Source organism: Sphingobacterium composti, from assembly GCF_009829075.1.
Lineage (GTDB): Bacteria > Bacteroidota > Bacteroidia > Sphingobacteriales > Sphingobacteriaceae > Sphingobacterium > Sphingobacterium composti.
This window is the reverse complement of sequence record NZ_WUQZ01000001.1, coordinates 117,611-143,666: the sequence shown is the minus strand read 5'-3', so window position 1 is coordinate 143,666 and position 26,056 is coordinate 117,611. Positions and strand designations below refer to the sequence as shown.

The 26,056-nt window shown below is 37.0% G+C and carries 23 protein-coding genes; 20 read left to right on the top strand and 3 right to left on the bottom strand.

The window, feature by feature from the left end; genetic code table 11:
- Positions 1 to 6: 6 nt before the first annotated feature.
- Positions 7 to 1,767 (bottom strand): M14 family metallopeptidase, encoded by a 1,761-nt coding sequence (locus GOQ17_RS00670; RefSeq protein ID WP_159633290.1) that lies wholly within the window; start codon positions 1,765 to 1,767, stop codon positions 7 to 9.
- Between the two features lie 11 nt (positions 1,768 to 1,778).
- On the bottom strand, positions 1,779 to 3,389 hold the full coding sequence (locus GOQ17_RS00665) for a M14 family metallopeptidase (RefSeq protein ID WP_159633287.1): 1,611 nt from the start codon (positions 3,387 to 3,389) through the stop codon (positions 1,779 to 1,781).
- A gap of 279 nt (positions 3,390 to 3,668) precedes the next feature.
- Here GOQ17_RS00665 and atpD point away from each other — a divergent pair, with 279 nt between their 5' ends.
- The 19 genes from atpD to GOQ17_RS00570 all read left to right on the top strand — a co-directional run bounded on the left by atpD (position 3,669) and on the right by GOQ17_RS00570 (position 22,887).
- Positions 3,669 to 5,171: a F0F1 ATP synthase subunit beta gene (gene atpD, locus GOQ17_RS00660; protein WP_159633284.1), complete on the top strand. Its 1,503-nt coding sequence runs from the start codon at positions 3,669 to 3,671 to the stop codon at positions 5,169 to 5,171.
- A 105-nt stretch (positions 5,172 to 5,276) separates the two neighbouring features.
- Positions 5,277 to 5,525 carry an ATP synthase F1 subunit epsilon gene (gene atpC / locus GOQ17_RS00655; protein WP_159633281.1) on the top strand — a complete coding sequence of 83 codons (249 nt, stop codon included), beginning with the start codon at positions 5,277 to 5,279 and terminating at the stop codon, positions 5,523 to 5,525.
- Positions 5,526 to 5,886: 361 nt separating this feature from the next.
- Positions 5,887 to 6,777 carry a branched-chain amino acid transaminase gene (locus tag GOQ17_RS00650; protein ID WP_159633278.1) on the top strand — a complete coding sequence of 297 codons (891 nt, stop codon included), beginning with the start codon at positions 5,887 to 5,889 and terminating at the stop codon, positions 6,775 to 6,777.
- Positions 6,761 to 8,461, top strand: a complete 1,701-nt coding sequence (ilvD, locus tag GOQ17_RS00645) for a dihydroxy-acid dehydratase (RefSeq protein WP_159633275.1) — start codon at positions 6,761 to 6,763, stop codon at positions 8,459 to 8,461. Before GOQ17_RS00650 ends, ilvD begins: the two co-directional genes overlap by 17 nt.
- A gap of 141 nt (positions 8,462 to 8,602) precedes the next feature.
- Positions 8,603 to 10,345, top strand: a complete 1,743-nt coding sequence (gene ilvB / locus GOQ17_RS00640) for a biosynthetic-type acetolactate synthase large subunit (RefSeq protein ID WP_159633272.1) — start codon at positions 8,603 to 8,605, stop codon at positions 10,343 to 10,345.
- Positions 10,346 to 10,347: 2 nt separating this feature from the next.
- Positions 10,348 to 10,938 (top strand): acetolactate synthase small subunit, encoded by a 591-nt coding sequence (gene ilvN, locus GOQ17_RS00635; protein ID WP_159633269.1) that lies wholly within the window; start codon positions 10,348 to 10,350, stop codon positions 10,936 to 10,938.
- Positions 10,939 to 10,942: 4 nt separating this feature from the next.
- Positions 10,943 to 11,416, top strand: coding sequence for a DinB family protein (locus GOQ17_RS00630; RefSeq protein ID WP_159633266.1), 474 nt, complete (start codon positions 10,943 to 10,945; stop codon positions 11,414 to 11,416).
- Between the two features lie 34 nt (positions 11,417 to 11,450).
- Complete coding sequence (ilvC, locus tag GOQ17_RS00625) at positions 11,451 to 12,932, top strand: ketol-acid reductoisomerase (RefSeq protein WP_159633263.1); 1,482 nt, start codon at positions 11,451 to 11,453, stop codon at positions 12,930 to 12,932.
- A 96-nt stretch (positions 12,933 to 13,028) separates the two neighbouring features.
- Positions 13,029 to 14,426: a 3-isopropylmalate dehydratase large subunit gene (gene leuC / locus GOQ17_RS00620; RefSeq protein WP_159633260.1), complete on the top strand. Its 1,398-nt coding sequence runs from the start codon at positions 13,029 to 13,031 to the stop codon at positions 14,424 to 14,426.
- A 19-nt stretch (positions 14,427 to 14,445) separates the two neighbouring features.
- Positions 14,446 to 14,727, top strand: coding sequence for an antibiotic biosynthesis monooxygenase family protein (locus tag GOQ17_RS00615; protein WP_159633257.1), 282 nt, complete (start codon positions 14,446 to 14,448; stop codon positions 14,725 to 14,727).
- Positions 14,728 to 14,760: 33 nt separating this feature from the next.
- A complete protein-coding gene (locus GOQ17_RS00610) occupies positions 14,761 to 15,582 on the top strand; it encodes a class I SAM-dependent methyltransferase (protein ID WP_159633254.1) in 822 nt (273 codons plus the stop codon).
- Between the two features lie 123 nt (positions 15,583 to 15,705).
- Positions 15,706 to 16,311: a 3-isopropylmalate dehydratase small subunit gene (gene leuD, locus GOQ17_RS00605; RefSeq protein ID WP_159633251.1), complete on the top strand. Its 606-nt coding sequence runs from the start codon at positions 15,706 to 15,708 to the stop codon at positions 16,309 to 16,311.
- Between the two features lie 125 nt (positions 16,312 to 16,436).
- Positions 16,437 to 17,903: an ATP-binding cassette domain-containing protein gene (locus tag GOQ17_RS00600; protein ID WP_159633249.1), complete on the top strand. Its 1,467-nt coding sequence runs from the start codon at positions 16,437 to 16,439 to the stop codon at positions 17,901 to 17,903.
- Positions 17,904 to 17,906: 3 nt separating this feature from the next.
- On the top strand, positions 17,907 to 18,980 hold the full coding sequence (gene leuB, locus GOQ17_RS00595) for a 3-isopropylmalate dehydrogenase (RefSeq protein ID WP_159633246.1): 1,074 nt from the start codon (positions 17,907 to 17,909) through the stop codon (positions 18,978 to 18,980).
- 38 nt (positions 18,981 to 19,018) lie between these two features.
- Positions 19,019 to 20,173: a 2-isopropylmalate synthase gene (locus GOQ17_RS00590; RefSeq protein ID WP_159633243.1), complete on the top strand. Its 1,155-nt coding sequence runs from the start codon at positions 19,019 to 19,021 to the stop codon at positions 20,171 to 20,173.
- A 200-nt stretch (positions 20,174 to 20,373) separates the two neighbouring features.
- On the top strand, positions 20,374 to 20,670 hold the full coding sequence (locus tag GOQ17_RS00585; protein WP_159633240.1) for a GIY-YIG nuclease family protein: 297 nt from the start codon (positions 20,374 to 20,376) through the stop codon (positions 20,668 to 20,670).
- A 108-nt stretch (positions 20,671 to 20,778) separates the two neighbouring features.
- Positions 20,779 to 22,032, top strand: a complete 1,254-nt coding sequence (gene ilvA, locus GOQ17_RS00580) for a threonine ammonia-lyase IlvA (RefSeq protein ID WP_159633238.1) — start codon at positions 20,779 to 20,781, stop codon at positions 22,030 to 22,032.
- A gap of 138 nt (positions 22,033 to 22,170) precedes the next feature.
- Positions 22,171 to 22,347 carry a hypothetical protein gene (locus GOQ17_RS00575; RefSeq protein ID WP_159633236.1) on the top strand — a complete coding sequence of 59 codons (177 nt, stop codon included), beginning with the start codon at positions 22,171 to 22,173 and terminating at the stop codon, positions 22,345 to 22,347.
- 12 nt (positions 22,348 to 22,359) lie between these two features.
- On the top strand, positions 22,360 to 22,887 hold the full coding sequence (locus GOQ17_RS00570) for a DUF2911 domain-containing protein (RefSeq protein ID WP_159633234.1): 528 nt from the start codon (positions 22,360 to 22,362) through the stop codon (positions 22,885 to 22,887).
- A gap of 57 nt (positions 22,888 to 22,944) precedes the next feature.
- Here the strand turns inward: GOQ17_RS00570 and GOQ17_RS00565 are convergent, their stop codons facing one another.
- Positions 22,945 to 25,350, bottom strand: a complete 2,406-nt coding sequence (locus GOQ17_RS00565; RefSeq protein WP_159633232.1) for an alpha/beta hydrolase family protein — start codon at positions 25,348 to 25,350, stop codon at positions 22,945 to 22,947.
- Positions 25,351 to 25,811: 461 nt separating this feature from the next.
- Here GOQ17_RS00565 and GOQ17_RS00560 point away from each other — a divergent pair, with 461 nt between their 5' ends.
- Complete coding sequence (locus GOQ17_RS00560; protein ID WP_159633230.1) at positions 25,812 to 26,048, top strand: glutaredoxin family protein; 237 nt, start codon at positions 25,812 to 25,814, stop codon at positions 26,046 to 26,048.
- Positions 26,049 to 26,056: the final 8 nt, after the last annotated feature.

The following is a 26,056-nucleotide window of genomic DNA, read 5'->3' as shown; positions in this document are numbered from 1 at the left end:
TAGATGTTAACTTCCTATTTGCTTTTCAATGACCCCACCTTTTTCGCTATCAACCGTAATCTTCGCTTTATTAGGATTTCCTTTGACAATCCATTTGACCTTTACTTCGGACATTCCATCAATAGCAGGAACTTCTATGCGTTCAGGTTTGAATTTTTGATCTTCTGTTACATTAAAATCATTATTGATAATGCGCAAGCCTGCAATTACTTCAACGCCACTTATGCTGATATAATTTGGTCTATTGATTTTGTTACGTACATCATGATCAGAATGGGTCGGGATAATACGACTATTCCATACAGAAGCTTTTACCTCGTAAAGGTTATTACCCAAAGATTTTACTTCTATATCATTAAATTCCAATTTGGGTGTATGAAAAGCGTGATAAATCGTAAATGCCGCATTACGATGGGCATCTTCTAGTAATAAAAATCCTGGATGATTGCGGGTATAATTTTTTTTGGCGCCACCAATCTCAATTTTCCCAAATTGTGGGTGATCGAATTCTTTCCAGGGAACATACGCATCCCCAAACAACAGTAATTTGTCAAACTCATAATATTCTGAATTTTGACGATTAGAAACCTCATCCTTGTTATTAAACAATTTAAATGTGGTCATCAACTCATTTGAAAATGTATATATCCCTCTTCCTAATGCAAAAAAGTCTATTTCCCCACCAAATACCGTATATAAATCTTTGTGAATGACAATATAATTATAACCTGGCAACATTTTTTCACCTGTTTTCCCCAAAGCATCATATACTTGGACATCCTTGCGCGAATAAAAACGTTCATCTTCGGCAGCACCTGGACCTCTCAAGATCATTCCGCCGTAATTGTGATACGATTGCGCTCCCGCAATATTAGTGTGTTTGAAAAAGAAATTCTTCACAGCCATCGTTTCTGGCAATGTGCCTGGATAATATAAAGCTCCCCCTTGCACATAGTTAGGTTGCCAATTCCATCCCCAATCTCTATTCGGATCATAAGTACCTGTAATATCTTCATTTACCAATCCATCACCATCATTATCTATACCTTCAAAACCCAACATTTCATATTCGCCCATTTCATCCGCTTTTGCTACTATCATTCGGTTAGGATTGTCAGGATCTATTTTATAACGTCCAGTTTTAGACTTACGACGCATCATTACAATGTGTCCGTCTCCATCCAAATCATCGTACAAATCTTCGGCAATCAAACCGTCTCCATCATTATCAAAAGGACGTCGACCAGTACGAGATGAATGCATTGTATTCGGTTCATATATAAAATAGTCTCTAGAATCAGGGTTAATAGTTGGTGCTATATAAAATACTTTATCACGAAGTAATTCTTTGATAAATGGAACTTGATGATAATTTTCGGCAAGATACCAGGCCGTATACATCGCTATTTCTGAACCCTGCAATTCATTGGCGTGAATATTACCATCAATCCAAAGTCCTGGCTTACGATCCGTTATACCTTCTTTTAATGCAGAAATGGTTAATACAAATATATCACGACCTTCATACGATTTACCAATAGATTCGTATTTCACCAAATCAGGATAAGCCTTTTGCAAATCTTTACAGAATTGTTCGATTTGCTTATTGTCATGATAGCGATTCCAATTCATTGGAACTTTTGGATTCGCAGGAGATCCTACAGCGCGTAATCCTGGAACATCTATTTCTGCTGATTTATTTTGTGCTGAAGCATGATAACCAACAATGCTCAAACAAAAAGATAGAATAATATATTTAAATTTCATTGGACTATACGTTATAGTTTTACTTCAATTAATTCTTCTCCAGAAGTTGGGCATCCGGCTTGTATTTTTACCGTACCCTTTCCTTTTATTAACCATGAAAAAGTTTGAGAATCTCCAGCAGGAAGAGACGGGTAAAGTTGTAATCTTTTGCCACTTAAGAATTGTTGACCATTTTGTAAATCACAAACAGTCTTAAACCTAGACACAAAACGAATACGATCTCCTATTTCTGGATAGGTAGGCATATTACCTACATTCATCACAGACAATTCAACTCTGAAAACATCATTTCCTAAAGAAGTTACCTTTGGAGCAGCGAATGTTAACTTAGCCATATTCTCCAAAAGCCTCACAACGAAACTGGTATGCGCCTTCACCGCTGATACTAAAAACTCTATAGGAGGATTATTTCGATAAATATCAACAACTCCTCCGACTTCAACTTCTTGATTCGGGAAATCAGGATGATTTATTTTGCTCCACGGAAGTATTGCGCCTTGTATATTATTTTGTTTAACCCACCCATAAAAAGTTTCATCCACATCATTCGATGCTTTTGGCACATTACTAGTCGAGTCTGTTACAACTGGCCACCAAACTGGTGTCGAAAAACTAAACTTCCCTAAATGGTAATAAGCCGTATTAGAAAAATTTCCAGGATGATTACCAAATTTTGTTGCATTGCCCAATGATTTAATTTCTTCCTTATATATAGATGAAATGTATTTTGAAACCTCTACATCATTAGCACTCCAAGATTTCACAATACGTTCATTCGCTTGTCTAGCATCGAACTTTTCAGGCTCAGACAAATTATTAGCTAAACCTATATGTAGCACGCTTGCAATTTGCGGATTCGCAAATATAAAATCCACTAAAGCCCGTGTTTCTGGCTCGGATGCTGCGTAATCTCCACTCTCAGGTAAAAACGCCTGATAATTGAACGTGAAATTGCGATCAATATTGACACCTCCTTCTCCATCTTCACCATATCGACCATCAAAGTCTTGATCTGCACCTTCCGAAAATAAATTATATTTTCCTTTCTCCGCTTTGGATTTATCTACAGCTGCGAGAACATTTGAATATTCATTATGAACTACAAAATTCCCGATTGGCGATTCCACACGCATTTGCGCAATCACACCGTCGCCATTCAAATCTTTAGCAGGATCTTCATCCAAACGTCCATCACGATCATTATCGACTTTCCTACTATTACCCGAAAGCCATTGATTGGTCAAAGAGTTTCTTTTATAAGCATCTGGATTTACTAATGGTACAATCCAAATAGACTTATCCTTTAATAATACTTGAAGAGAATCTTTTGGCAATGACGTAAGATTTTTTGTTAACTGCAATGCACCTATTGTTCCCGCTGGGTGTTTTCCATCTATACCTGCAACAATTAAAAGGGTTGGACGCGGTTTTTCATCCAACTGCAGCTTGATAACAGAAATATTTTCATTACCAAGACTTTTTCCTATTACAGCTTGTGATGCTAGATCTTTTGTTTGGAATGTATGAATTGATGACTGTATCTCATTATAGGACGGGTATTTTAACTGTGCAAATGCCAGCACAGGACTAATAAGTAATAAACCCAAAAAGGTGCTTCTCATAGTATTTGGTTAGTTATAAACTAAATTACGACTTCTAAATTAGTCGATTACAATAAATATTCATTCGCAAATTAGTAACTTGTTTGATATAATCAAGCTTTATATCCTTATTAAATCTGGACACGAACTTTTAGGATTTATGCATGTATTCATAAATTTAAAATTATTCTTAACAATCGCTTTGCTTTTAATAAGATATACATTATTTTTGCATTCCAAAATACAGTCTGATTAAACAGACTGTGGATAAATAGATTAATAAATTTTAGTCCCTATAATATGCCCAATATTGGTAAAATAGCGCAGATTATCGGCCCAGTGGTTGACGTCAACTTTGCCGACAATGAAAATCTTCCTAAGATTTACGATGCATTGTACATTGAAAAAGAAAATGGACAACGTGTCGTTTTAGAAGTTCAACAACACTTAGGTGAGGAACGTGTTCGTACGATTGCGATGGATGCTACAGAAGGTTTAGTACGTGGTATGAAAGTAGTTGACACTGGTGCTCCTATCAAAATGCCTGTTGGTGAAGAAATCAAAGGTCGTGTATTCAACGTAGTTGGAGACCCTATTGATGGTATTCGCGAATTGGACAAAACTAATGGACGTCCTATCCACAATACTCCTCCGAAATTCGAAGATTTGTCAACTGAAACTGAAATCCTTTTCACAGGTATCAAAGTTATTGACTTATTAGAGCCTTATGCTAAAGGTGGTAAAATCGGTTTGTTCGGTGGTGCTGGTGTAGGTAAAACAGTATTAATTCAAGAACTTATCAACAATATCGCTAAAGGTCACGGTGGTCTTTCAGTATTTGCTGGTGTAGGTGAACGTACACGTGAAGGTAATGACTTATTACGTGAGATGTTGGAATCAGGCATTATCAAATACGGTGAGCACTTCATGGAAGGTATGGAAAAAGGCGAATGGCCTTTGGATACTGTTGACCAAGAGTTGATGAAAGAATCAAAATGTACTTTCGTGTTCGGTCAGATGAATGAGCCTCCAGGTGCACGTGCACGTGTTGCGTTATCAGGTTTGACAGTAGCGGAATACTTCCGTGATGGTGAAGGTGACGGTCAAGGTAAAGACGTATTATTCTTCATCGATAATATCTTCCGTTTTACACAAGCGGGTTCTGAGGTATCAGCTTTATTAGGTCGTATGCCATCTGCGGTAGGTTACCAACCTACATTAGCTACAGAGATGGGTTTGATGCAAGAGCGTATTACTTCAACTAAAAACGGTTCAATCACCTCAGTACAAGCGGTATACGTACCTGCCGATGACTTAACTGACCCTGCTCCAGCGACGACTTTCGCTCACTTGGATGCAACTACAGTATTGTCACGTAAAATTGCTGAGTTAGGTATCTATCCTGCGGTAGATCCATTAGATTCTACTTCACGTATTTTATCTCCTGCAGTATTAGGAAACGAACATTACGATACAGCGCAACGCGTGAAAGAAATCTTACAACGTTACAAAGAGCTTCAAGATATCATCGCTATCTTAGGTATGGACGAGTTATCTGAAGAAGATAAATTAACAGTACACCGCGCACGTCGTGTACAACGTTTCTTATCTCAACCATTCCACGTAGCGGAGCAATTTACAGGTTTGAAAGGTGTATTAGTAGACATCAAAGATACAATCAAAGGTTTCAACATGATTATCGATGGTGAAGTAGATGAATACCCAGAAGCAGCTTTCAACTTAGTAGGTTCTATCGAAGAAGCTATCGAAAAAGGTAAGAAATTATTAGCAGAAGCAGTTTAATTAGATATTAGAAATTAGATATGAGATAATAGATTTTTTATCTCATATCTATTTGAAGAATTCGTTCTCAAATCTCATATCTCGCATCTTATATCTAACAAAAGAATGAAATTACAAGTAATAACTCCAGACAAAATAGCTTACGAAGGTGAAGTAACAGCAGTTACAGTACCTGGTTCTGCTGGTTCCTTTCAAATTTTGAAAGACCACGCTGCTATTGTCTCTACGTTAGAAGATGGCAAAGTCATTATTAAAAATAATAATGGCGAAGAAGTCATTATTATTAAAGGTGGTGTAGTTGAAGTAAAGGACAACAATATCATCGTTTTGGCAGAAGGAATTTTGCAAGGATAACGATAAAAGATAATGATAAAATAGCCCTTAAGACTTCAAGTTTTAAGGGCTATTTTTTTATACTTTTATAATGAAAATCATCATTTCAAGAAGAATTTTAGCTAATTTCTAAAATCTCGATAAAACAATAAAATGAACCAATTTTAATTTGGGTTCATCTATTGAAAAATTATATTTTGTACAAACCTAAATAAATAGAACATATTTAACAATTAAGCCGAAATTCGAAATAAAAAACTTTTTTAAAATAATAAGCTTGCCTATTGTAAAGAATTTTATTTCGTCTTAACTTGACGAAGCATCTAATTCCAATAAGTGTGCAATTATCTGGGGAGGGTAAGGACACTTTATAATTAACATTATGCAATACTATAATCAAAACACGAAGATATTTCTTAATGGTCAATTTGTACACGCAAATACTGCGGGTATAGATCTATTTGGTCAGTCGTTGCATTATGGATATGGTGCTTTTGAAGGTTTGAGGGCTTATAGTACCCATAATGGTACGCGTATCTTCAAGGCAGAAGCGCATTTTGAAAGATTCCGCAAATCCTGTGAAGCAATAGGTTTACCATATAAGTGGGATAATAGAACGTTGATTGAAAAGAGTTACAAGTTGTTGGAAATTAACAACCTTCGTTCTGCTTATATAAGACCATTGGTATTCTCTGGTTCTAATATGCATTTGACTTCTTCCGAAGACTCAAATATCATGTTGGCTGCTTGGGAATGGGGTCCCTATTTGGGCCAAAACTTATTACGTGTCAACATATCAAGTTACGAGCGTCCCAATCCAAAATCTTTTCATATTGATGCAAAGATTTCAGGTCAGTATATCAATTCCATTTTAGCCTCTACCGAAGCTATACGTAATGGATATGATGAAGCATTACTTTTAGACCAAGATGGTTTTGTAGCGCAGGCTTCGAGTGAAAATTTATTTATTGAAAAAGACTATAAGATATATACACCACCTTTAGACAATGTATTCCCAGGAATCACTAGACAAACGGTAATTGGGATTTGTAAAGAGTTGGGGTTTGATATCATAGAAAAGAAACTAACAATCCAAGATATATACACAGCTGACAGTGCCTTTTTAAGCGGCACTGCGGCTGAAATCATTGGAGTGAAACAAGTGGACCACATTATTTATAAAGAAGAATGGGAACATAGCATTGGTGCTACTATCCAACGAAAATATAAAAACTTAGTATTAGAGCAAGAGAATTATGAAGTCATCATCTGATAACGAAAAGGGATTAAATAAGTACAGCCGCATATTCACACAAGACGAGACACAACCAGCTGCCAAAGCTATGCTTTATGGTATTGGTTTGACCGATGCGGATATGGACAAAGCACAAGTTGGAATTGCCAGCATGGGTTATGATGGGAATACATGTAACATGCACTTAAATGACTTAGCTCAAGTCGTAAAAAAAGGTGTATGGAACAATGATTTAGTGGGGCTTACGTTTGGCACAATTGGTGTCAGCGACGGGATGAGTAACGGTACGGATGGTATGCGTTATTCATTAGTTTCTCGTGATGTCATCGCGGACAGCATTGAAACTATTTGCGGAGGTCAATATTATGACGGATTAATCGCTATTCCAGGTTGTGACAAAAACATGCCAGGTGCTATTATGGCAATGGCTCGATTAGACCGTCCTGCAATTATGGTGTATGGTGGAACTATTGCTCCTGGTCATTATAAAGGTGAAGAATTAAATATCGTTTCAGCATTCGAAGCATTAGGACAAAAGATTTGTGGTAACATGTCGGAAGAAGACTTCCAAGGTGTCATCAAACATACGTGTCCAGGTGCGGGTGCTTGTGGTGGTATGTATACGGCTAACACTATGGCTTCAGCTATTGAAGCTTTGGGAATGAGTTTACCGTATTCTTCATCCAATCCTGCTATTTCGGCTGAGAAACAAGCTGAATGTTTAGATGCAGGTAAATACATTCGTATATTATTAGAAAAAGATATTAAGCCTTCGGATATAATGACACGCAAAGCATTCGAAAATGCTATTCGTTCAATCATCATTTTAGGAGGAAGTACTAATGCCGTATTGCACTTTATTGCAATAGGTAAAGCTATTGGTGTAGAAATTACACAAGATGATTTTCAACGTATGTCGGATGAAACGCCAGTATTGGCAGATTTCAAACCATCAGGAAAATACTTGATGCAAGATTTGCAACAATATGGTGGTACTCCAGCGGTATTGCGTTATTTATTAGACAACGGTTTATTACATGGCGATTGTATCACCGTGACTGGTAAAACTGTGGCAGAAAACTTGGCTGATGTAAAATCTATTATTGATTACAACCAACCTATCATCAAACCATTGACTGAGCCTATAAAAGCAACAGGTCACTTGCAAATTCTTTATGGAAACTTAGCAGAAAAAGGTTCTGTAGCAAAGATTTCAGGTAAGGAAGGTGAGAAATTTGTTGGTCCTGCGCGTGTATTCGATGGTGAGCATGATTTAGTGGCAGGTATTGCTTCTGGGCGCATTCAAAAAGGTGATGTTGTAGTAATTAAAAATGAAGGTCCTATCGGTGCTCCTGGTATGCCTGAGATGTTGAAACCTACGTCACTAATCATCGGCGCAGGTTTAGGTAAATCAGTAGCCCTAATTACTGATGGCCGTTTCTCGGGTGGTACACACGGATTCGTAGTGGGACACATCACGCCAGAAGCTTACAAAGGTGGATTAATTGGCTTAGTTGAAGACGACGATATCATCGAAATCGACGCAGTCAACAACACAATCACATTGAAAGTAGAGGACAGCATAATTGCTGAACGTCGTGCAAAATGGACTCAACCAGCTCTGAAAGTGACGAAAGGTGTATTGTACAAATATGCGAAAACAGTAGCTGATGCTTCACAAGGTTGTGTGACGGATTTATAAGCAGTATTTAGTAAAGAGTATTTAGTAGTTAGATATAAGACCGCCAAATATTCTTTACTAGTTTTATATAAAAAAATAATTAGGATTATTAGACCAATCAGTCTAAATACTCAATACTAATATCTTAATACTAACAACAAAATGAGTACACTGGAGAAAACAGAAACAAAGAAACCACAAACCATTCCGGCAAACACTGAAATTTCAGGTTCGAAAGCGGTTTTGGAAGCTTTGATTCATGAAGGAGTAGACACGGTATTCGGTTACCCAGGAGGTGCGATTATGCCTATTTATGATGCATTATACGATTATAATGACAAAATAAAGCATATTCTAGTCCGCCACGAGCAAGGCGGTATACACGCTGCGCAAGGATTCGCACGTACTTCAGGAAATGTAGGTGTGGCATTTGCAACATCAGGACCTGGTGCAACTAACTTGGTAACGGGTCTAGCAGATGCTATGATAGATAGCAATCCTATTGTCTGTATCACAGGTCAAGTGTTTGCTTCATTGCTTGGTACAGATGCATTCCAAGAGACTGACGTAATCAATATTACAAGTCCAGTTACAAAGTGGAACTATCAAGTTACTGACGCGACAGAAATTCCTTCGGTATTAGCTAAGGCATTTTATATCGCACGTACAGGTCGACCAGGTCCAGTGTTAATTGATATTACAAAAAATGCAATGCTTCAATTATTCCAATATGAAGGTTATGAAGTTTGCAACCATATTCGCAGTTATCGCCCAAAACCGATTGTTCGTAAAGAATACGTTGAAGCTGCTGCTGAAATTATCAATACCGCTAAAAAACCTTTTGTAATTTTTGGGCAAGGTGTAATATTGGGTAAAGCAGAGCAAGAATTTAAAGAATTCATTGAAAAAGGTGGTTTCCCAGCTGCTACAACTGTAATGGGCTTGAGTGCTCTTGAAACTGATCATCCACAACACGTAGGGATGTTGGGCATGCATGGTAACTATGCACCTAACGTAATGACAAACGAATGTGATGTTTTAATTGCGGTAGGTATGCGTTTTGATGACCGTGTAACAGGTCGTTTGGATAAATATGCAAAACAAGCAAAAGTTATTCATTTAGACATTGATCCCGCTGAGATAGATAAGAACGTAAAAACTACAGTTCCTGTCTGGGGAGATTGTAAAGAAACTTTACCATTATTGACAGCTTTGCTTTCGGGAAATGATCATTCCGCTTGGTTACAACAATTTAGAGATTTAGAAAAAGAGGAAATCAAAGAAGTTATTTATGATGAATTGAACCCAACGACAGATATCATGACGATGGGTGAAGTTGTTCGCGTTTTGAATGAATTATCTGGTGGTGAAGCGATTATTGTTACTGATGTAGGTCAGCATCAAATGGTAGCTTGTCGCTATGCGAAATTTAATAAATCAAAGTCCAATGTGACTTCAGGAGGTCTTGGTACGATGGGATTTGGTTTACCAGCTGCAATTGGCGCTTGGTACGGCGCACCTGAACGTGATGTAGTCGCAATAATAGGTGATGGTGGCTTCCAAATGACCTTACAAGAGCTTGGTACTATCATGCAATTTGGTGCTAAGGTTAAAATCTTGATTTTAAATAACGAATTCTTAGGAATGGTACGTCAGTGGCAACAATTATTCCACGATAGACGCTACTCATTCGTGAACATCACGAGTCCAGATTTTGTGGCATTAGCTAAGTCATATTACATCGATGGTAACAAAATTTCGGAGCGTAAGGATTTAGAAACTGCATTGAAAACGATGTTGAATCATGATGGAGCTTATTTATTGGAAGTAATGGTCGGCAAAGAGAACAATGTATTCCCGATGGTTGCACAAGGTACTTCAGTATCAGAAATTAGATTGAAATAAAAATGGAAAAGCAAGAATTTACCATTACACTATATACAGAAAACGCTATCGGTATGATAGGTCGTATTTCTAATATTTTTTCAAGACGTAAAATCAACATAGAAAGTTTGAACACCTCCCCTTCTGAGGTTGACGGAATTCACCGTTTCACGATTTTGATTACCGAATCAGAAGATGTGGTTCGTAAACTTTGTCGTCAAATCGAAAAACAAGTCGAAGTATTGAAAGCATATTTCAATACCAACGACGAATTAATTTGGCAAGAACAAGCTCTTTACAAAGTACCGACAGAAGTCGTAAACGAGAAAGTTTACGTAGAGCGTTTATTACGTGAATACGGTGCTAATGTAGTAGTGATTCGTCCTGACTACATCGTTTTTGAGACTGCTGGTCACCGCGAAGAAATTGACCGATTGACTGCAGAATTGACTAAATACGGCTTAATTGAATTCGTTCGAGGTGCACGTATTGCCATTATAAAAGCAAGTGCTGGATTCCACGAAAAATTAAAACAATTCGAAAAAGAAGAGCCTGCACCAGAAATCGTCGAAAACGAATTCTTAGACCAACAGGACAAAGTATTCACGATGTAATCATATGAAAGAAGTATTCAAGTTTATTTTAGATGCGCGTAAAGCTTTCATTAAGGATATTGAAAGTCTTTCATTAGAGGAGTTAAACGAAATTCCGGCAGGATTTAACAATAATATCATTTGGAATTTTGGGCATATTGTGGTTACTACACCAGTATTATGTTATGTACGTACAGGTATTTTGGCTGATGCTTCGAGTGTGAAATATATTTCTGCATACGCTAAAGGCACAAAGCCGACTTACTTTGTCACACAAGATGAGGTAGATGACTTAAAGGCCTTAGCTATTTCAACGATTGAAACACTTGAAAAGGACTACAATGAAGGCAAACTAAACAATGTTGTTCCTTTTGAAACAAGCACATATGGTGCAGTTCTGGAAAGTATTGAAGATGTTATCATTACCACGGCTGGTCACGACAATACACATTTGGGTTATGTGACTGCACAAAAAAGAATAATCAACAACAATAAATAAAACTTAAGAAAAGACAAATTAAAATAGTACGACAATGGCAAATTATTTTAACACATTACCTCTTAGAGAGCAATTAAACCAATTAGGTGTAGCTGAATTTATGGATTCATCAGAATTCGCTGATGGCGTAAATGCTTTAAAGGGTAAAAAAATCGTAATCGTAGGTGCTGGTGCACAAGGTTTGAACCAAGGTTTAAATTTAAGGGACAGCGGTTTGGACGTTTCTTACGCATTACGTAAAGAAGCTATTGAGCAAAAAAGAGATTCATGGAAAAATGCAACTGATAACAACTTCACAGTAGGTACTTATGATGAGTTAATCCCTACAGCTGATTTAGTTATCAACTTGACTCCAGATAAACAACATACAGCAGTAATCAATGCCGTAATGCCATTGATGAAACAAGGAGCTACATTATCTTATTCGCACGGTTTCAACATCGTAGAAGAAGGTATGCAAATTCGTAAAGATATCACTGTAATCATGGTTGCACCTAAATGTCCAGGTTCTGAAGTACGTGCTGAGTACTTAAGAGGTTTTGGTGTTCCTACATTGATCGCTGTTCACCCAGAAAATGACCCTCAAGGTAAAGGATGGGCTGAAGCAAAAGCATATTGTGTAGGTACAGGTGGTCACCGTGCAGGTGTATTGAAATCATCTTTTGTAGCAGAGGTTAAATCTGACTTAATGGGTGAGCAAACTATCCTTTGTGGTTTGTTGCAAACTGGTTCTATCCTTTCTTTCGACAAAATGGTTGAAAAAGGTATCGACGCTGGTTACGCTTCTAAATTAGTACAATACGGTGTTGAAGTAATCACAGAAGCCTTAAAACACGGTGGTGTATCAGGTATGCTTGACCGTTTGAGCAACCCAGCAAAAATCAAAGCTTTTGAATTGTCAGAAGAATTGAAAGATATCATGCGTCCATTGTTCCAAAAACACCAAGACGATATCATGTCGGGCGAGTTTTCTAGAACTATGATGGAAGACTGGGCAAATGGTGATGCAAACTTATTGAAATGGAGAGCGGAAACAGGTGAAACTGCTTTCGAAAAAACTCCTGCTGGTGATGTTAAAATCTCAGAACAAGAGTATTTTGACAACTACTTATTGATGGTTGCTTTTGTTAGAGCTGGTGTTGAATTGGCTTTCGAAACAATGGTTGAAGCAGGTATCAAACCTGAATCTGCATACTACGAATCATTGCATGAGACTCCACTTATCGCAAACACAATTGCCCGTCGTAAATTATTCGAAATGAACCGCGTTATTTCGGATACTGCTGAGTACGGATGTTACTTATTCGACCAAGCTTGTAAACCGTTATTAGCTGATTTCATGAAAACAGTTGATACAGATATCGTTGGTAAAAACTTCAATGAAGGTAAAGATGGTTCTGTAGATAACGTGAAATTGGTTCAGGTAAATGAAATTTTACGCAATCATCCAGTAGAGGTCGTTGGACGTAAATTACGTAAAGCGATGACTGCAATGAAGACGATTAAAACAGTTTAATAAATCATACATTAATAGGTGACGAAAGTTACGAGGCTATGTGATCGCACATAACTCTGTAACTTTCGTAACTTTGTTAATATATAAGATAGAGAAATGGGAAAAACATTAGTAGAAAAGATTTGGGATGCTCACGTCGTCAAGCGTGCAGAAGGTTTTCCAGATATATTGTATATCGACACGCATTTGATTCATGAAGTGACTTCTCCTCAAGCATTCGATGGATTGCGCAAAAGAGGTCTTCCTGTATTCCGTCCTAACCAAACTGTTGCGACAGCCGATCACAACGTTCCTACTTTAGACCAGCACCTTCCTATTAAAGAAGAATTATCGCGCTACCAAGTGGATATGTTGACTAAAAACACGTCAGAATTTGGCATCGAGTTATATGGTTTAGGTCATCCTTATCAAGGTATAGTACACGTTATCGGCCCAGAATTGGGTATCACATTACCAGGTAAAACGATGGTTTGTGGTGATAGCCACACATCGACACATGGTGCTTTTGGTGCTATTGCTTTTGGTATCGGTACTTCTCAAGTAGAACAAGTTTTCGCTACACAATGTCTATTGCAGTCAAAACCAAAAACGATGAAAATCGAAGTGAATGGTGAATTGCAAAAAGGGGTCGGCGCAAAAGATATTATCCTTTACGTGATCTCTAATACTACCGCAGCAGGTGGTACTGGTTATTTCGTAGAGTTTGCTGGTTCGGCAATCCGCTCATTGAGCATGGAAGGTCGTATGACAGTATGTAACATGAGTATCGAAATGGGCGCTCGTGGAGGACTTATTGCTCCTGACGAAACGACTTTCGAATACATCAAAGGCAGAGAATTTGCACCTAAAGGTGAAAAATGGGATGAAGCATTAGCGTACTGGAAAACTTTGTACACGGATGAAGATGCGGAGTTTGATGCGGTATTAACTTTTGATGCGGCAGATATTCAGCCTATGATTACTTATGGTACGAATCCAGGAATGGGTATCGGTGTAAAACAATCAATTCCTACTACAGCAGCACAACCAGAAAGCGAACAACCTTCTTACCAAAAGGCATTAGACTATATGGGTTTTACTGATGGTGAACAAGTATTGGGTAAACCTGTAGATTATGTTTTTATCGGTTCATGTACCAACTCACGCATCGAAGATTTACGTCAAGTAGCGGCATTTGTTTCTGGTAAACAAAAAGCTGAAGGTGTAGAAGTTTGGATTGTACCAGGCTCAAAACAAGTAGAAGCACAAGCGAAAGCTGAAGGTATCGACAAAGTATTCGAAGCAGCAGGTTTCCAATTACGTGAACCAGGATGTTCGGCTTGTTTGGGAATGAACGAGGATAAAATCCCAGCAGGTAAATACTGTGTATCCACATCAAACCGCAATTTCGAAGGTCGTCAAGGTCCTAACGCACGTACAATGTTGGTAAGCCCTTTAACTGCAGCGGCGGCAGCTATCACTGGTAAAGTTGTAGACGTAAGAGAATTAATTTAATAGCATAGATTCAAAGCATATGATATTAGAAGTAGCTATTCTGAATGTTAAAAGTGATCTTACTGATGAATTCGAGAAATCTTTTTCAAAAGCACAGAAAATCATTAGCAATATGAAAGGCTACATATCACATAAATTAAAAAAGTGTTTAGAAACACCAAATAAATATATTTTATTGGTCAACTGGGAAACTTTAGAAGATCATACAATTGGATTCCGTGAGTCCAAGGAATATCAAGAATGGAAAGAGTTACTGCACCATTTTTACGATCCTTTCCCAACAGTTGAACATTACATTTAATTCTTTTGAATTTTAACTTTTTACTTTAACAAAATGTGTCAAATTTGTCAGGCAGTAACTGTTACCGAAAACAAGGTTATTGATAGAACAGGTCAAAATGCTTCTTCTATCTTCAACCAACGTACTTTGGAACAGGATTACAGAACACTTAAATCAGCGCTGAAGCCTGGTTTGAGAGTTTTGGATATTGGCTGTGGTACAGGTTCGATTACCAAAGATATAGCGCAGTTGGTTGGTCCGACAGGTTATGTCGTAGGGGTCGATAATACCGAGTCATTTATTGCTGAAGGCAAAAAGCTTTTTGCTGATGTCGAGAATCTAGAATTTATCCATATGGATTTTTTAGATTTCGAGACTGAAGAAAAATTTGACCTTATTGTATCTGCGCGTACGTTTCAATGGATTTCGACATTGGATAAAGCCATTGATAAAATAAAATCCTTGTTGAAACCAAATGGTCAGATTTCGATTTTGGATTACAATCACGAAGCCATCAATTGGACACCAAGGATTCCAGCGAGCATGCAGAATTTTTACAACATGTTTTTGATGTGGCGTAAAGATGCAGGCATGAATAACCGCATCGGGTTTGACTTGATTGATATCTTTGAAGAACATGGGTTTGACGAAATCGAGATCTTCAACGCTGATGAACATTATGAACGAATGTTTCCAACTCATCTCGAAAAATTAAAAATTTGGTCCAACGTAGCGAGTTCTAAACAAATGGTTAATGAGGGCTATATATCCGATTCTGACCGTTTACAAGCAATTGCAGACTACAACAATTGGGTGGAAAAAGAAGCGACAAGTATGACCCTAAAATTGAGAGAAGTAAGAGCCCGTGTGAATTAAAAAGTAAAAATTAAAATTTAAAAATATAGTTTATTACATTTTAAAAACACAGGAATAATAATTCATTTAAACTCAAATTAAATAGGTTTTTGACCTTTTAATTTTGACTTTTTACTCTGAAAGATGAAAAAATTTGAAAAATTAACTTCAACAGTAGTACCACTACCGATTGAAAATATCGATACCGACCAAATCATCCCGGCGCGTTTCTTAAAAGCGACGACTCGTGAAGGTTTTGGGGAAAACTTATTCCGCGATTGGCGTTTTGACAACAATAATCAACCAAAAGCTGATTTTGTGTTGAATGACCCTAAATTCTCAGGTCAAATCTTAGTTGCTGGTAAAAACTTCGGTTGTGGTTCATCACGTGAACACGCAGCTTGGGCTATTGACGACTACGGATTTAAAGTCGTGGTAAGCTCATTCTTTGCTGATATTTTCAAAGGTAATGCCTTGAATAATGGCGTATTGCCTATCACAGTAACTGAAGAATGTTTAGAAAAAATCTTCGCGCAAGTTTTTGCTGACAATAATGCACAATTAGTGGTCGATTTGGAAGCACAAACATTGACAATCGCAGCGACTGGCGAATCATTCGAATTCGAAATCAATCCCTACAAAAAATCATGTTTGATTAATGGATATGACGATATCGACTTCATTTTGAGCCACAAAGCTGAAATTGAAAATTTCGAGCAAACAAGACCTTTTTCTTTTTATAGAGATTAAAAATTATAACGTCATTTCGAAGGGAACGAGTGAAGAGAGAAATCTGCACTTAATTGATAATTATTAATCTACAATTGTCAATTGTTTAGATTCCTCCTATCGTCGGAATGACAAAGAAAAATAAAATGACAGAACCAGTCGTCCATATTGATAATTTAACGATTCAATACCCGAATAATGTGGTATTGGATTCCCTTTCTTGGTCTATCCAGCAAGGGGAAAATTATGTTATTGGGGGTACGTCTGGTTCTGGCAAAACTACCTTAGCAAAATCAATCGCAGGATTCATTCCTTCAGATAATGCTATTAAATTAAATTTTGATTTATCGAAATCACTTCCTGCTAAAGTTCTTTATATTTCCAATTGGTATCAATTTACCAATTTGGAAGGCGATCGCAATTTTTACTACCAACAACGCTACAACCATCATCAAGGTCACGACACCTTAACGGTTAAAGCAGAGTTGGAACACTACGCTAAGAAAGAAAATCTAGACTTTTCGGATATTCAACAACGAATTCAGGATTTTGGATTTGAAGATGTACAATCTTCTCAATTGATTGAATTGTCCAGCGGCGAACACAAGAAATTGCAATTGGTTCGTGGCTTGTGGGCAAAACCGCAACTTTTGATTATTGATGAGCCTTATACAGGACTAGACAAAAATTCAAGAGCAGTCTTGAACAAATGGTTGGATGAATTAGTAGTAGAAGGTGTTCAACTTATTTTGATTACCAACGATTCCTTTTTGCCAAAGTCTATCAATTGTTATGCACATATTGTGAAGGGCAAAATAGAAATTGCGGATTCTCCCGATGACTTTGCTAAAGACAAAAAACGTCAGAAAAAAGAATTACCTGCTTTTTTACGTGAAATTCCAGAAACGAACTACGAAACGGTAGCAGAAATGAATAACATAAACATTCGTTATGGCGAAAAAGTAGTATTGAGAGATGTTTCATGGAAAGTAAATGTTGGAGAGAAATGGCTTTTACAAGGATCAAATGGTTCGGGTAAATCTACATTATTAAGCCTAATTAATGGCGACCATCCTCAAGCTTACGGTCACGACCTATCCTTGTTTGGAAATAAAAGAGGTTCTGGCGAAAGTATTTGGGATATAAAACAAAAAATAGGGATTATATCTCCCGAAATGCATTGGTATTTTGACCAAAACGCTACCGTTTGGCATACCATTGCTTCTGGATTTTACGACAGTATCGGTTGGTTTATTGACGTAAAATTTAATGAGAAAAAACAAATAGAAGAATTGTTGGAGTTTTTTGATTTGACAGAACACAAAAATCAAAATCTGCACACGCTTCCGCTAGGAAAACAAAGACAAGCATTATTGGCAAGGACTATCATTAAAAATCCGGCTTTATTAGTATTGGATGAACCTTGTCAAGGTTTGGATAATGACCAAGCCAAATATTTTAACGATGTAGTGGACGAATTGGTACAATATGGCAAAACATTAATTTATGTTGGGCATTATGAGTCCCAATTACCGTCCTGCATCGAACATAGAATTGTATTAGAGAAGGGCGAAGTAAAAGCCATAGAAAATATATTAGAAACTGTAGGTTAAGAAATGAAGAAAAATATTCTAATCATTCCAGGTGATGGAATTGGACAAGAAGTAACGACTTGGGGAAAGCAAGTTTTAGAAGCTATTGCGGAAAAATATAATCATGACTTCGTATTTGATGAAGCTATCATGGGACATACTGCTATTGAAGCTACTGGAAATCCCCTTCCTGACGAAACATTAGAAAAAGCTAAAGCTTCAGACGCAATTTTATTTGGTGCTATTGGTCATGCCAAATACGATAATGACCCTTCTGCAAAAGTTCGTCCTGAGCAAGGTTTATTGAAAATTCGTAAAGAATTAGGTTTATACGCAAACTTACGTCCTATTCTATTATTTGATGAATTATTAGATGCTTCAAGTTTAAAACCGGAAGTGTTACGTGGAACAGATATTTTATTTTTCCGCGAATTGACAGGTGACGTATATTTCGGTGAAAAAAAACGTAACGAAGACAACACTTTTGCTTCAGATTTGATGAACTACCACCGTTACGAGGTGGAACGTATTGCACGCAAAGCTTACGAAGCCGCACGTACACGTGGTAAAAAATTATGTTCAGTAGATAAAGCCAATGTATTGGAAACTTCACGTCTTTGGAGAGAGGTAGTTCAAGAATTAGCAAAAGAATATTCGGATGTGGAAACAGAACACATGTTTATCGACAATGCTGCTATGCAATTAGTAAAAAATCCGAAAAAATTTGATGTGGTATTAACAGCAAACTTATTTGGTGATATCTTGACGGATGAAGCTTCACAAATTGCAGGGTCAATGGGGATGTTGGCTTCCGCGTCAATCGGTGACAGCACAGGATTCTTCGAACCAATCCACGGTTCGGCTCACGATATCGCAGGACAAAACAAAGCTAACCCGTTAGCTTCTATCCTATCAGCAGCATTATTATTAGATATTGCATTTGGTCTTCAAGAAGAAGCAAAAGCGGTTACTAATGCAGTTGCAGATACATTGAAAGCAGGCTGGAGAACTGGTGATATTGCAAATGCAGAAACACCTGCAGATAAAATTTTGGGTACAAACGAAATGGGTTCCAAAGTTTTAGCGTATATTAAATAAGAAAATAACCAAGGTATAAACATATAGAGGAAAAGATTATGTTACACGACCCGAATCACTTATATATTTTTGACACGACATTACGTGATGGTGAGCAAGTGCCAGGATGTCAATTGACCACTCCTGAAAAAATCGAAATTGCAAAAGATTTAGAACGTTTAGGCGTAGATATTATCGAGGCAGGTTTTCCTGTTTCCAGCCCTGGTGATTTTCAATCTGTAGTTGAATTATCAAAAGCCGTAAATGATGTTATCATTTGTGCTTTGACACGTGCTAATGAAAATGACATCAAAGTTGCTGCTGAAGCTCTGAAATTTGCAAAAAGACCTCGTATTCATACTGGTATAGGTGTATCTGACGTTCATATTCAATACAAATTCAATAGTACACACGATGCAATTTTAGAACGCGGTATTGCAGCGGTAAAATATGCTAAACAATTCGTTGAAGATATAGAGTTTTATGCAGAAGATGCTGGTCGTTCTAATCCAGAGTATTTAGCACGTATGATTGAAGGAGTTATTGCGGCAGGTGCTACCGTAGTTAATATTCCTGACACAAATGGATACTGCTTGCCACATCAATATGGCAATCTTATTAAATACTTAAAAGAGAATGTAAGTAATATTGACCAAGCCATTATATCGGCACACTGTCACAATGATTTGGGATTAGCAACGGCTAATTCTATCGCTGCTGTACAAAATGGTGCTCGTCAAGTTGAATGTACGATAAATGGTATTGGCGAACGTGCTGGTAACACTTCTTTAGAAGAAGTGGCCATGATTTTGAAAGTGCATAATAAGGAATTTGGCAATTTGACTTCAAATATCGACAGCAAAATGTTCACTTATTTATCACGTAAAGTAAGTGAAATGATGAATATGCCTGTCCAGCCCAATAAAGCTATAGTAGGTCGAAATGCTTTCGCGCACTCATCTGGTATTCACCAAGATGGTTTCTTAAAACACCGTGAAACTTACGAAATTATGCGTCCTGAAGATGTTGGTTTGGCTGAAGCAGATATCATCTTGACAGCTCGTTCAGGTCGCCATGCCTTGAAACACCACTTAGAACGTCTTGGTCATCACTTGGATAAAGACACTTTAGCTTCTACATACGAACGCTTCTTGACATTAGCAGATGCTAAAAAAGAAATAACTGATGAAGATTTATTGACGTTAGTCAAATAATAATTATACCGTCATTGCGGGGAAAACAATAAATTACTTTGTGTTATAACTCCTCGCAATGACGTAATTAAAACATCGTCATTGCGAGCCTGCGAAGCAATCTCAAAAATTAAACAGCTATTGAAATTGTAACTGCTTAATTTATTCTCACAATGACAAACTCAAAACGAAATACGCAACATACTTTAATCAGATAAATTATGGAAAGAGGTGGTGTTGTATATTTCATGACAAATAAGACAAACGCAATTCTATATGTTGGGGTTACTTCTAACCTGAGAGAGCGAGTCTTTCAACATAAGAAAAAATTTTATCCCAACAGCTTTACAGCAAAATATAACTGTACTAAAATTGTTTTTTACTTATTTTTTCCTTCTATCGAAGAAGCAATTAATGAAGAAAAACGTATTAAAGCAGGTAGTAGACAACAAAAAATCAATCTAATAGAAAAAATGAATCTATTATGGGAAGATTTATATGAGACATTAGATGACTAATAGATTGCTTCGTTCCTCGCAATGACGGGATTAGTAACTTTTTTTTGCGAAGAACAGAATAACCTTAAAACAACAAAAAGAAAATCACCTAAACAAAACTGAACAACAATGAGTTTAGATATAGCTACTTTACCAATAGATTCTTTACAAGCCAAAGAAAGAATAAAATCAGTAGTGACACGTACACCACTGCAATACAACATACACTTATCAGAAAAATATGGTGCTGATATCTATTTGAAGAGAGAAGATTTACAAGTAGTACGTTCATACAAATTACGTGGTGCATTCAACAAAATATCTTCATTATCAGCAGAACAGCGAGCAGCAGGTGTAGTATGTGCGAGTGCTGGAAATCATGCACAAGGTGTAGCATTATCGTGCAAAAGATTAGACATCAGAGGTGTAATCTTCATGCCTGGCCCTACACCACGTCAGAAAATTACTCAAACAGAAATGTGGGGTAATGGTAATATTGAGATTATTTTAACTGGTGATACTTTTGATGATTGTCAAAAAGCGGCTTTGGATTATTGCGCAGAGAATAACATGACCTTCATTCCTCCATTTGATGATGTACAGATTATCGAAGGACAAGGAACTGTAGCTGTAGAAATATTGGAAGACTTGCCCGAAGTTGATGCTATCATCTTACCTATTGGAGGTGGTGGTTTATCTTCGGGTGTAAGCTATCATATGCGAAAATATTCCCCCACTACTAAATTATATGGCGTTGAACCTGAAGGAGCACCTTCGATGCAAGCAGCTTTAGAAAATGGTGGTCCAATCGAATTGCAGCAAATAAATAAGTTTGTTGATGGTGCTGCGGTAAAAAAAATTGGTCAATTGACTTATGATATTAGTTCGCAATTGTTGGACTCTGTTAAATCTATTCCAGAAGGAAAAATTTGTACCACAATTCTAGAATTGTACAACAAAGATGCTATCGTTGCTGAGCCGGCTGGTGCTTTAGCAATTGCAGCTTTAGAGTTTCACAAAGAAGAAATCAAAGGCAAAAAAGTAGTTTGCGTGGTATCAGGAGGCAATAATGATATTGACCGCATGAGCGAAATCAAAGAGATGTCTCTTCTTTATGAAGGATTCAAGCATTACTTTATTGTTCGCTTTCCTCAAAGACCCGGTGCGCTAAGACTGTTAGTGACTGAGGTGCTAGGCCCAAAAGACGATATTACCCGTTTTGAATACATAAAGAAAACAGAGCGTGAACGCGGTCCTGCTTTAATTGGTATTGAACTTAATAATCCCAAAGACTACATTCCTTTTATCGAAAGATTAAAAGCTTATAAATTTGACTTTATCGAAGTCAACAAAGACCAAACGTTGTTTGAATATTTGGTGTAAAACTATATTTCAAAAGTTTAAAGCTCGGGAAATCCTGAGCTTTTTTGTTAAATACTGTCTCCAATAATCTAGGAATGAACAATTTGACTTTTCAGACGTTATACATAGGTATAAGATTTTAAACTAAACTATTTAGCTATGAAAAACAAAATTACGACAGCACAAGACAGAAGTAGAAATGTAGAAATGGGAAATTCAACTTCTGATAAACAATTTGTCGAAACAAAAACCCTGAAAAGACATCAAGGATTACCAAATCTGGGTGCTAGAAAAAATGGATCACAAAAAAACAATCCATCAACGGATAACGAATAAATTAAAAATATTATGAGATTAAAATTAAGCATATTGGCAGTTATCATTGCCTTTATTTCGACGAGTTTTGCATTTGCACAACAAGACAAATCCAAACGTCCAAGTCCCCCAGATTCTGTGCATATAACTACAAAGGATGGCGTACATGTTGCAATTAATTATAGCAAACCATCACTGAAAGGACGTCAGCTGGGCGTAGATCTTGCCAAAATAGGAGAGGTCTGGAGGACTGGGGCTAACGAAATTACCACGATTTCCTTTGATAAAGATGTATTAATCGAAGGCCAAGCATTACCAAAAGGTAAATATGGTTTGTGGACTATTCCAGGAGAAACAGAAACTACTGTTATTTTTAGTAAAAAATGGAAAGGTTGGGGCGTAGGATATAGCGACAAGGAGGATCAACTTCGTGTCAAAGTAATCCCAACATTGGGAAACCCATCTGTAGAGCAATTTACAATTTCGGTTGATCCTGCTGGGAAGATAAATTTAGCATGGGGAGAAATTATTATTCCTATTAAAGTAAAAATGGCAAAATAGCCTATTGCAGTAATTAAATATGAAGAATGGTGGGGAGTTTCCCCGCCATTCTTCATATTATTTATTTGTTTTCAAATATTTCTCTAAGAACTGATCTTGTTCCCAAAGTAAATGGAAAATATTTTCTTTTGCTGCGTAGCCATGTGATTCTCTAGGAAGAATAACCATACGAACTGGCGCACCAAGATTTTTCAATGCCTGAAAATAACGCTCTGTTTGCATCGTAAAAGTACCTGGATTATTATCCGCTGCACCATGAGTCAACAACATTGGCGTTTTCATTCTATTTGCACTCATAAAAGGCGACATGGTCATGTACAATTGTGGGTCATCCCAAAAGTTACGTTGCTCCGATTGAAAACCGAAAGGAGTCAATGTACGGTTGTATGCCCCAGAACGCGCTATACCTGCAGCGAATAAATTCGAATTGGATAACAGATGAGCTGTCATAAATGCACCGTAAGAGTGCCCTCCAATCGCAACTTTTTTACGATCTATATAACCTAAAGCATCCACCGCATTTATAGCTGCCTCAGCATTATCAACCAACTGCGAGATAAACGTATCGTTAGGCTCTGCCTTACCTTCTCCCACAATAGGGAATGCCGCATTATCCAATACCGCATAGCCTTTGGTCACCCAATAAATAAATGAACCATAGCTTGGAAATGTAAACTCTTTTGGGTTCGCTGTACTTTGTCCAGCAGTTGCCTTATCTTTATACTCACGTGGATAAGCCCAAATCAATAAAGGTAATTTTTCCTTTTTCGTGAAATCATATCCAGCTGGCATATACAACGTTCCAGACAAATCTACGCCATCATTTCGCTTATAGTTTAATACTTCCTTATGAACAGATTCTAAACTTTTGAATGGATTCTCGATAGCTGTTACAGCTCTCATTTTACCCGATTTGATATTTTTTGTATAATAGTTTGGGTATTGTTTTGCTGACTGCAAAGAAATCAAGATATCGCCTTTGGTAATGTCTACTACATCTGCTATACGTTCTTGTAAATCAGATGATGGAGCTGTATAAACACGTTTTTTCTTAAGCGTTTTTAAATCTAATTCATCAATAAAAGGGAACTCTCCTTCCTTGGTATGACCTGCACCAACCCAATAAGTTTTATCCTTATTAATAAACATCGTACTCGTACCGAATTCTGATCTTTCACGGTGCACATTTCCCGGATGTGAATACACATCTTGGCTATTTCGGTCTATTAATAGCCTAGTATCGCCTGTAGTTGGGTGCAATACAAAGGTTTTGGTATTACGCGTATCATACCAATTAGAAGACAGCAATGCATACGTATCATTACCCCAAATAATTCCTGCAAAGCGGTCTTTCACTTTTGTCAATGATTTTGGCTCACTATTAAATGGATATTCCCAAGTAAATAACTCGTCCCTAAATTCCACCTGCTTGTTCGCATCTCCCTCATCTAATGCTTGTACAAAAAATAATGTATTTGGCTTGTCTGCTCGCCATGTTAACATGCGCTTTCCAGGTCGTGTAGATGAGAAGCCTTTAGGCATAATCTCCATCAATGGTGTTTCATTTACTTTCTGAATCAATGAACCATATATAGTATACACATTTGCTTCCTGCGGAAATGAATTGTAGGCCACGACATATGAAAAAGGCTTTTTAAGTTTCGACACTAATACATATTGTCCATCTGGAGATACGGTAGCTTGTGTATACAAGTCTGCTGACAAAAATTTAGTTTGCTTACCTTGTAGATCAATCCAATACAATTCTGAAGTGGCTAAAGAAACAAAATCATGCTCGTCTTGTGGATTCTTCAATAAATCTTGGTACGTTCTCAATTGTGAAACTTTACCTTCACTCGTAGAAACAACTGGACCTGTTGGCAAATCTTTACTATGATCTATTAACGCAGGTCTGTTAGCAGGTGATTTGCTAATTAGTAATCCCTTAGAATCACGTAACCACTGGTATGGATCATTTAACACAGCATTCAAATCGTAATCGGTTAATTGTTTGGCACTTTTGCTAGCAATATCCAATACCCAAAGCGATACCCCTGAATCGTTAGTATGTGTGAAAGCAACAAATTTACTATCCAATGAAAAATACACATTTGATATCAATGCGTTAGCGGGTAAACCAGCTATATCAAACTCTTTACCGTCTTGTGCCGAACGCAAACGAAGATTATTGAAATAATTTTCCGTACTAGAAATTCTAGTTTTGGCATTGATACGCAAACCAGCCAATCTAATTTCCTCTTGTCCCAGTTCTTCCAAAGTCTTGTAAGTAGGTCGGTAACTTAACAGAACCCAAGATTTGTCTGGACTTAAGCTTACAGCAGGTGGACGCTGAAAATCTGCTAACGCAAGTATCTCTGCAGATGGTTTTTGAAATGTAATGTTCTCCTGTGCATACCCAGATACACCTAAAAGAAACAGTAAAAAGAATGAAAACTTCTTCATAGTTGAGTAAAATGTTACGCTAAAAGTACTTATTTATATGTAAATATGGGCTTTACACTTCGTAAAAGAATTGTGATAGGATATGGTGGATCAAGAGTCTAAAAATATAGCGATTAATATTCATATTTATCTATCATAATTTGATTTTTGACAATAATATTTTAATCTTTTTCATGTGCTAAATATAGTTCATAAAATCAATTTTTAAAGTTATCCACACCCTTCAAAAGTTGATTTACAGCTTTTTACAAATAAAACCATCCAACTAACGCACTTTTACAATAGTATATGTGTAGAATGTGGAAAAGTATAACTACCTCTCGGAAATAAAATATATGATATTTGTTAAAGGATCTCAGAAACTCATCTGCGGTCGCAGCGTTTATTTACATAACTTCAGTGGATTTTGTTCGAAACTACGGTTTTTGGACCTAATTTACTATCAAACTTAACATACAAACATGGCAAGAATCATTAAATTCGAAAAAAACGATTGTGCACCATGCGCACAAGTGTCGGCATACTTAGACAACAAAGGTATTTCGTATGAAACGATCAATCCATTTGATGAACCAGAATTGGCTGTTAAGTTCAAAGTTCGTACTGTACCTACGGTAATTGTATTGGATGGTGAAGAAGTAAAACACCGTATCATCGGATTCAAACCAGAGGAATTAGAAGTGGCAGTATCACAATAAATATTTAT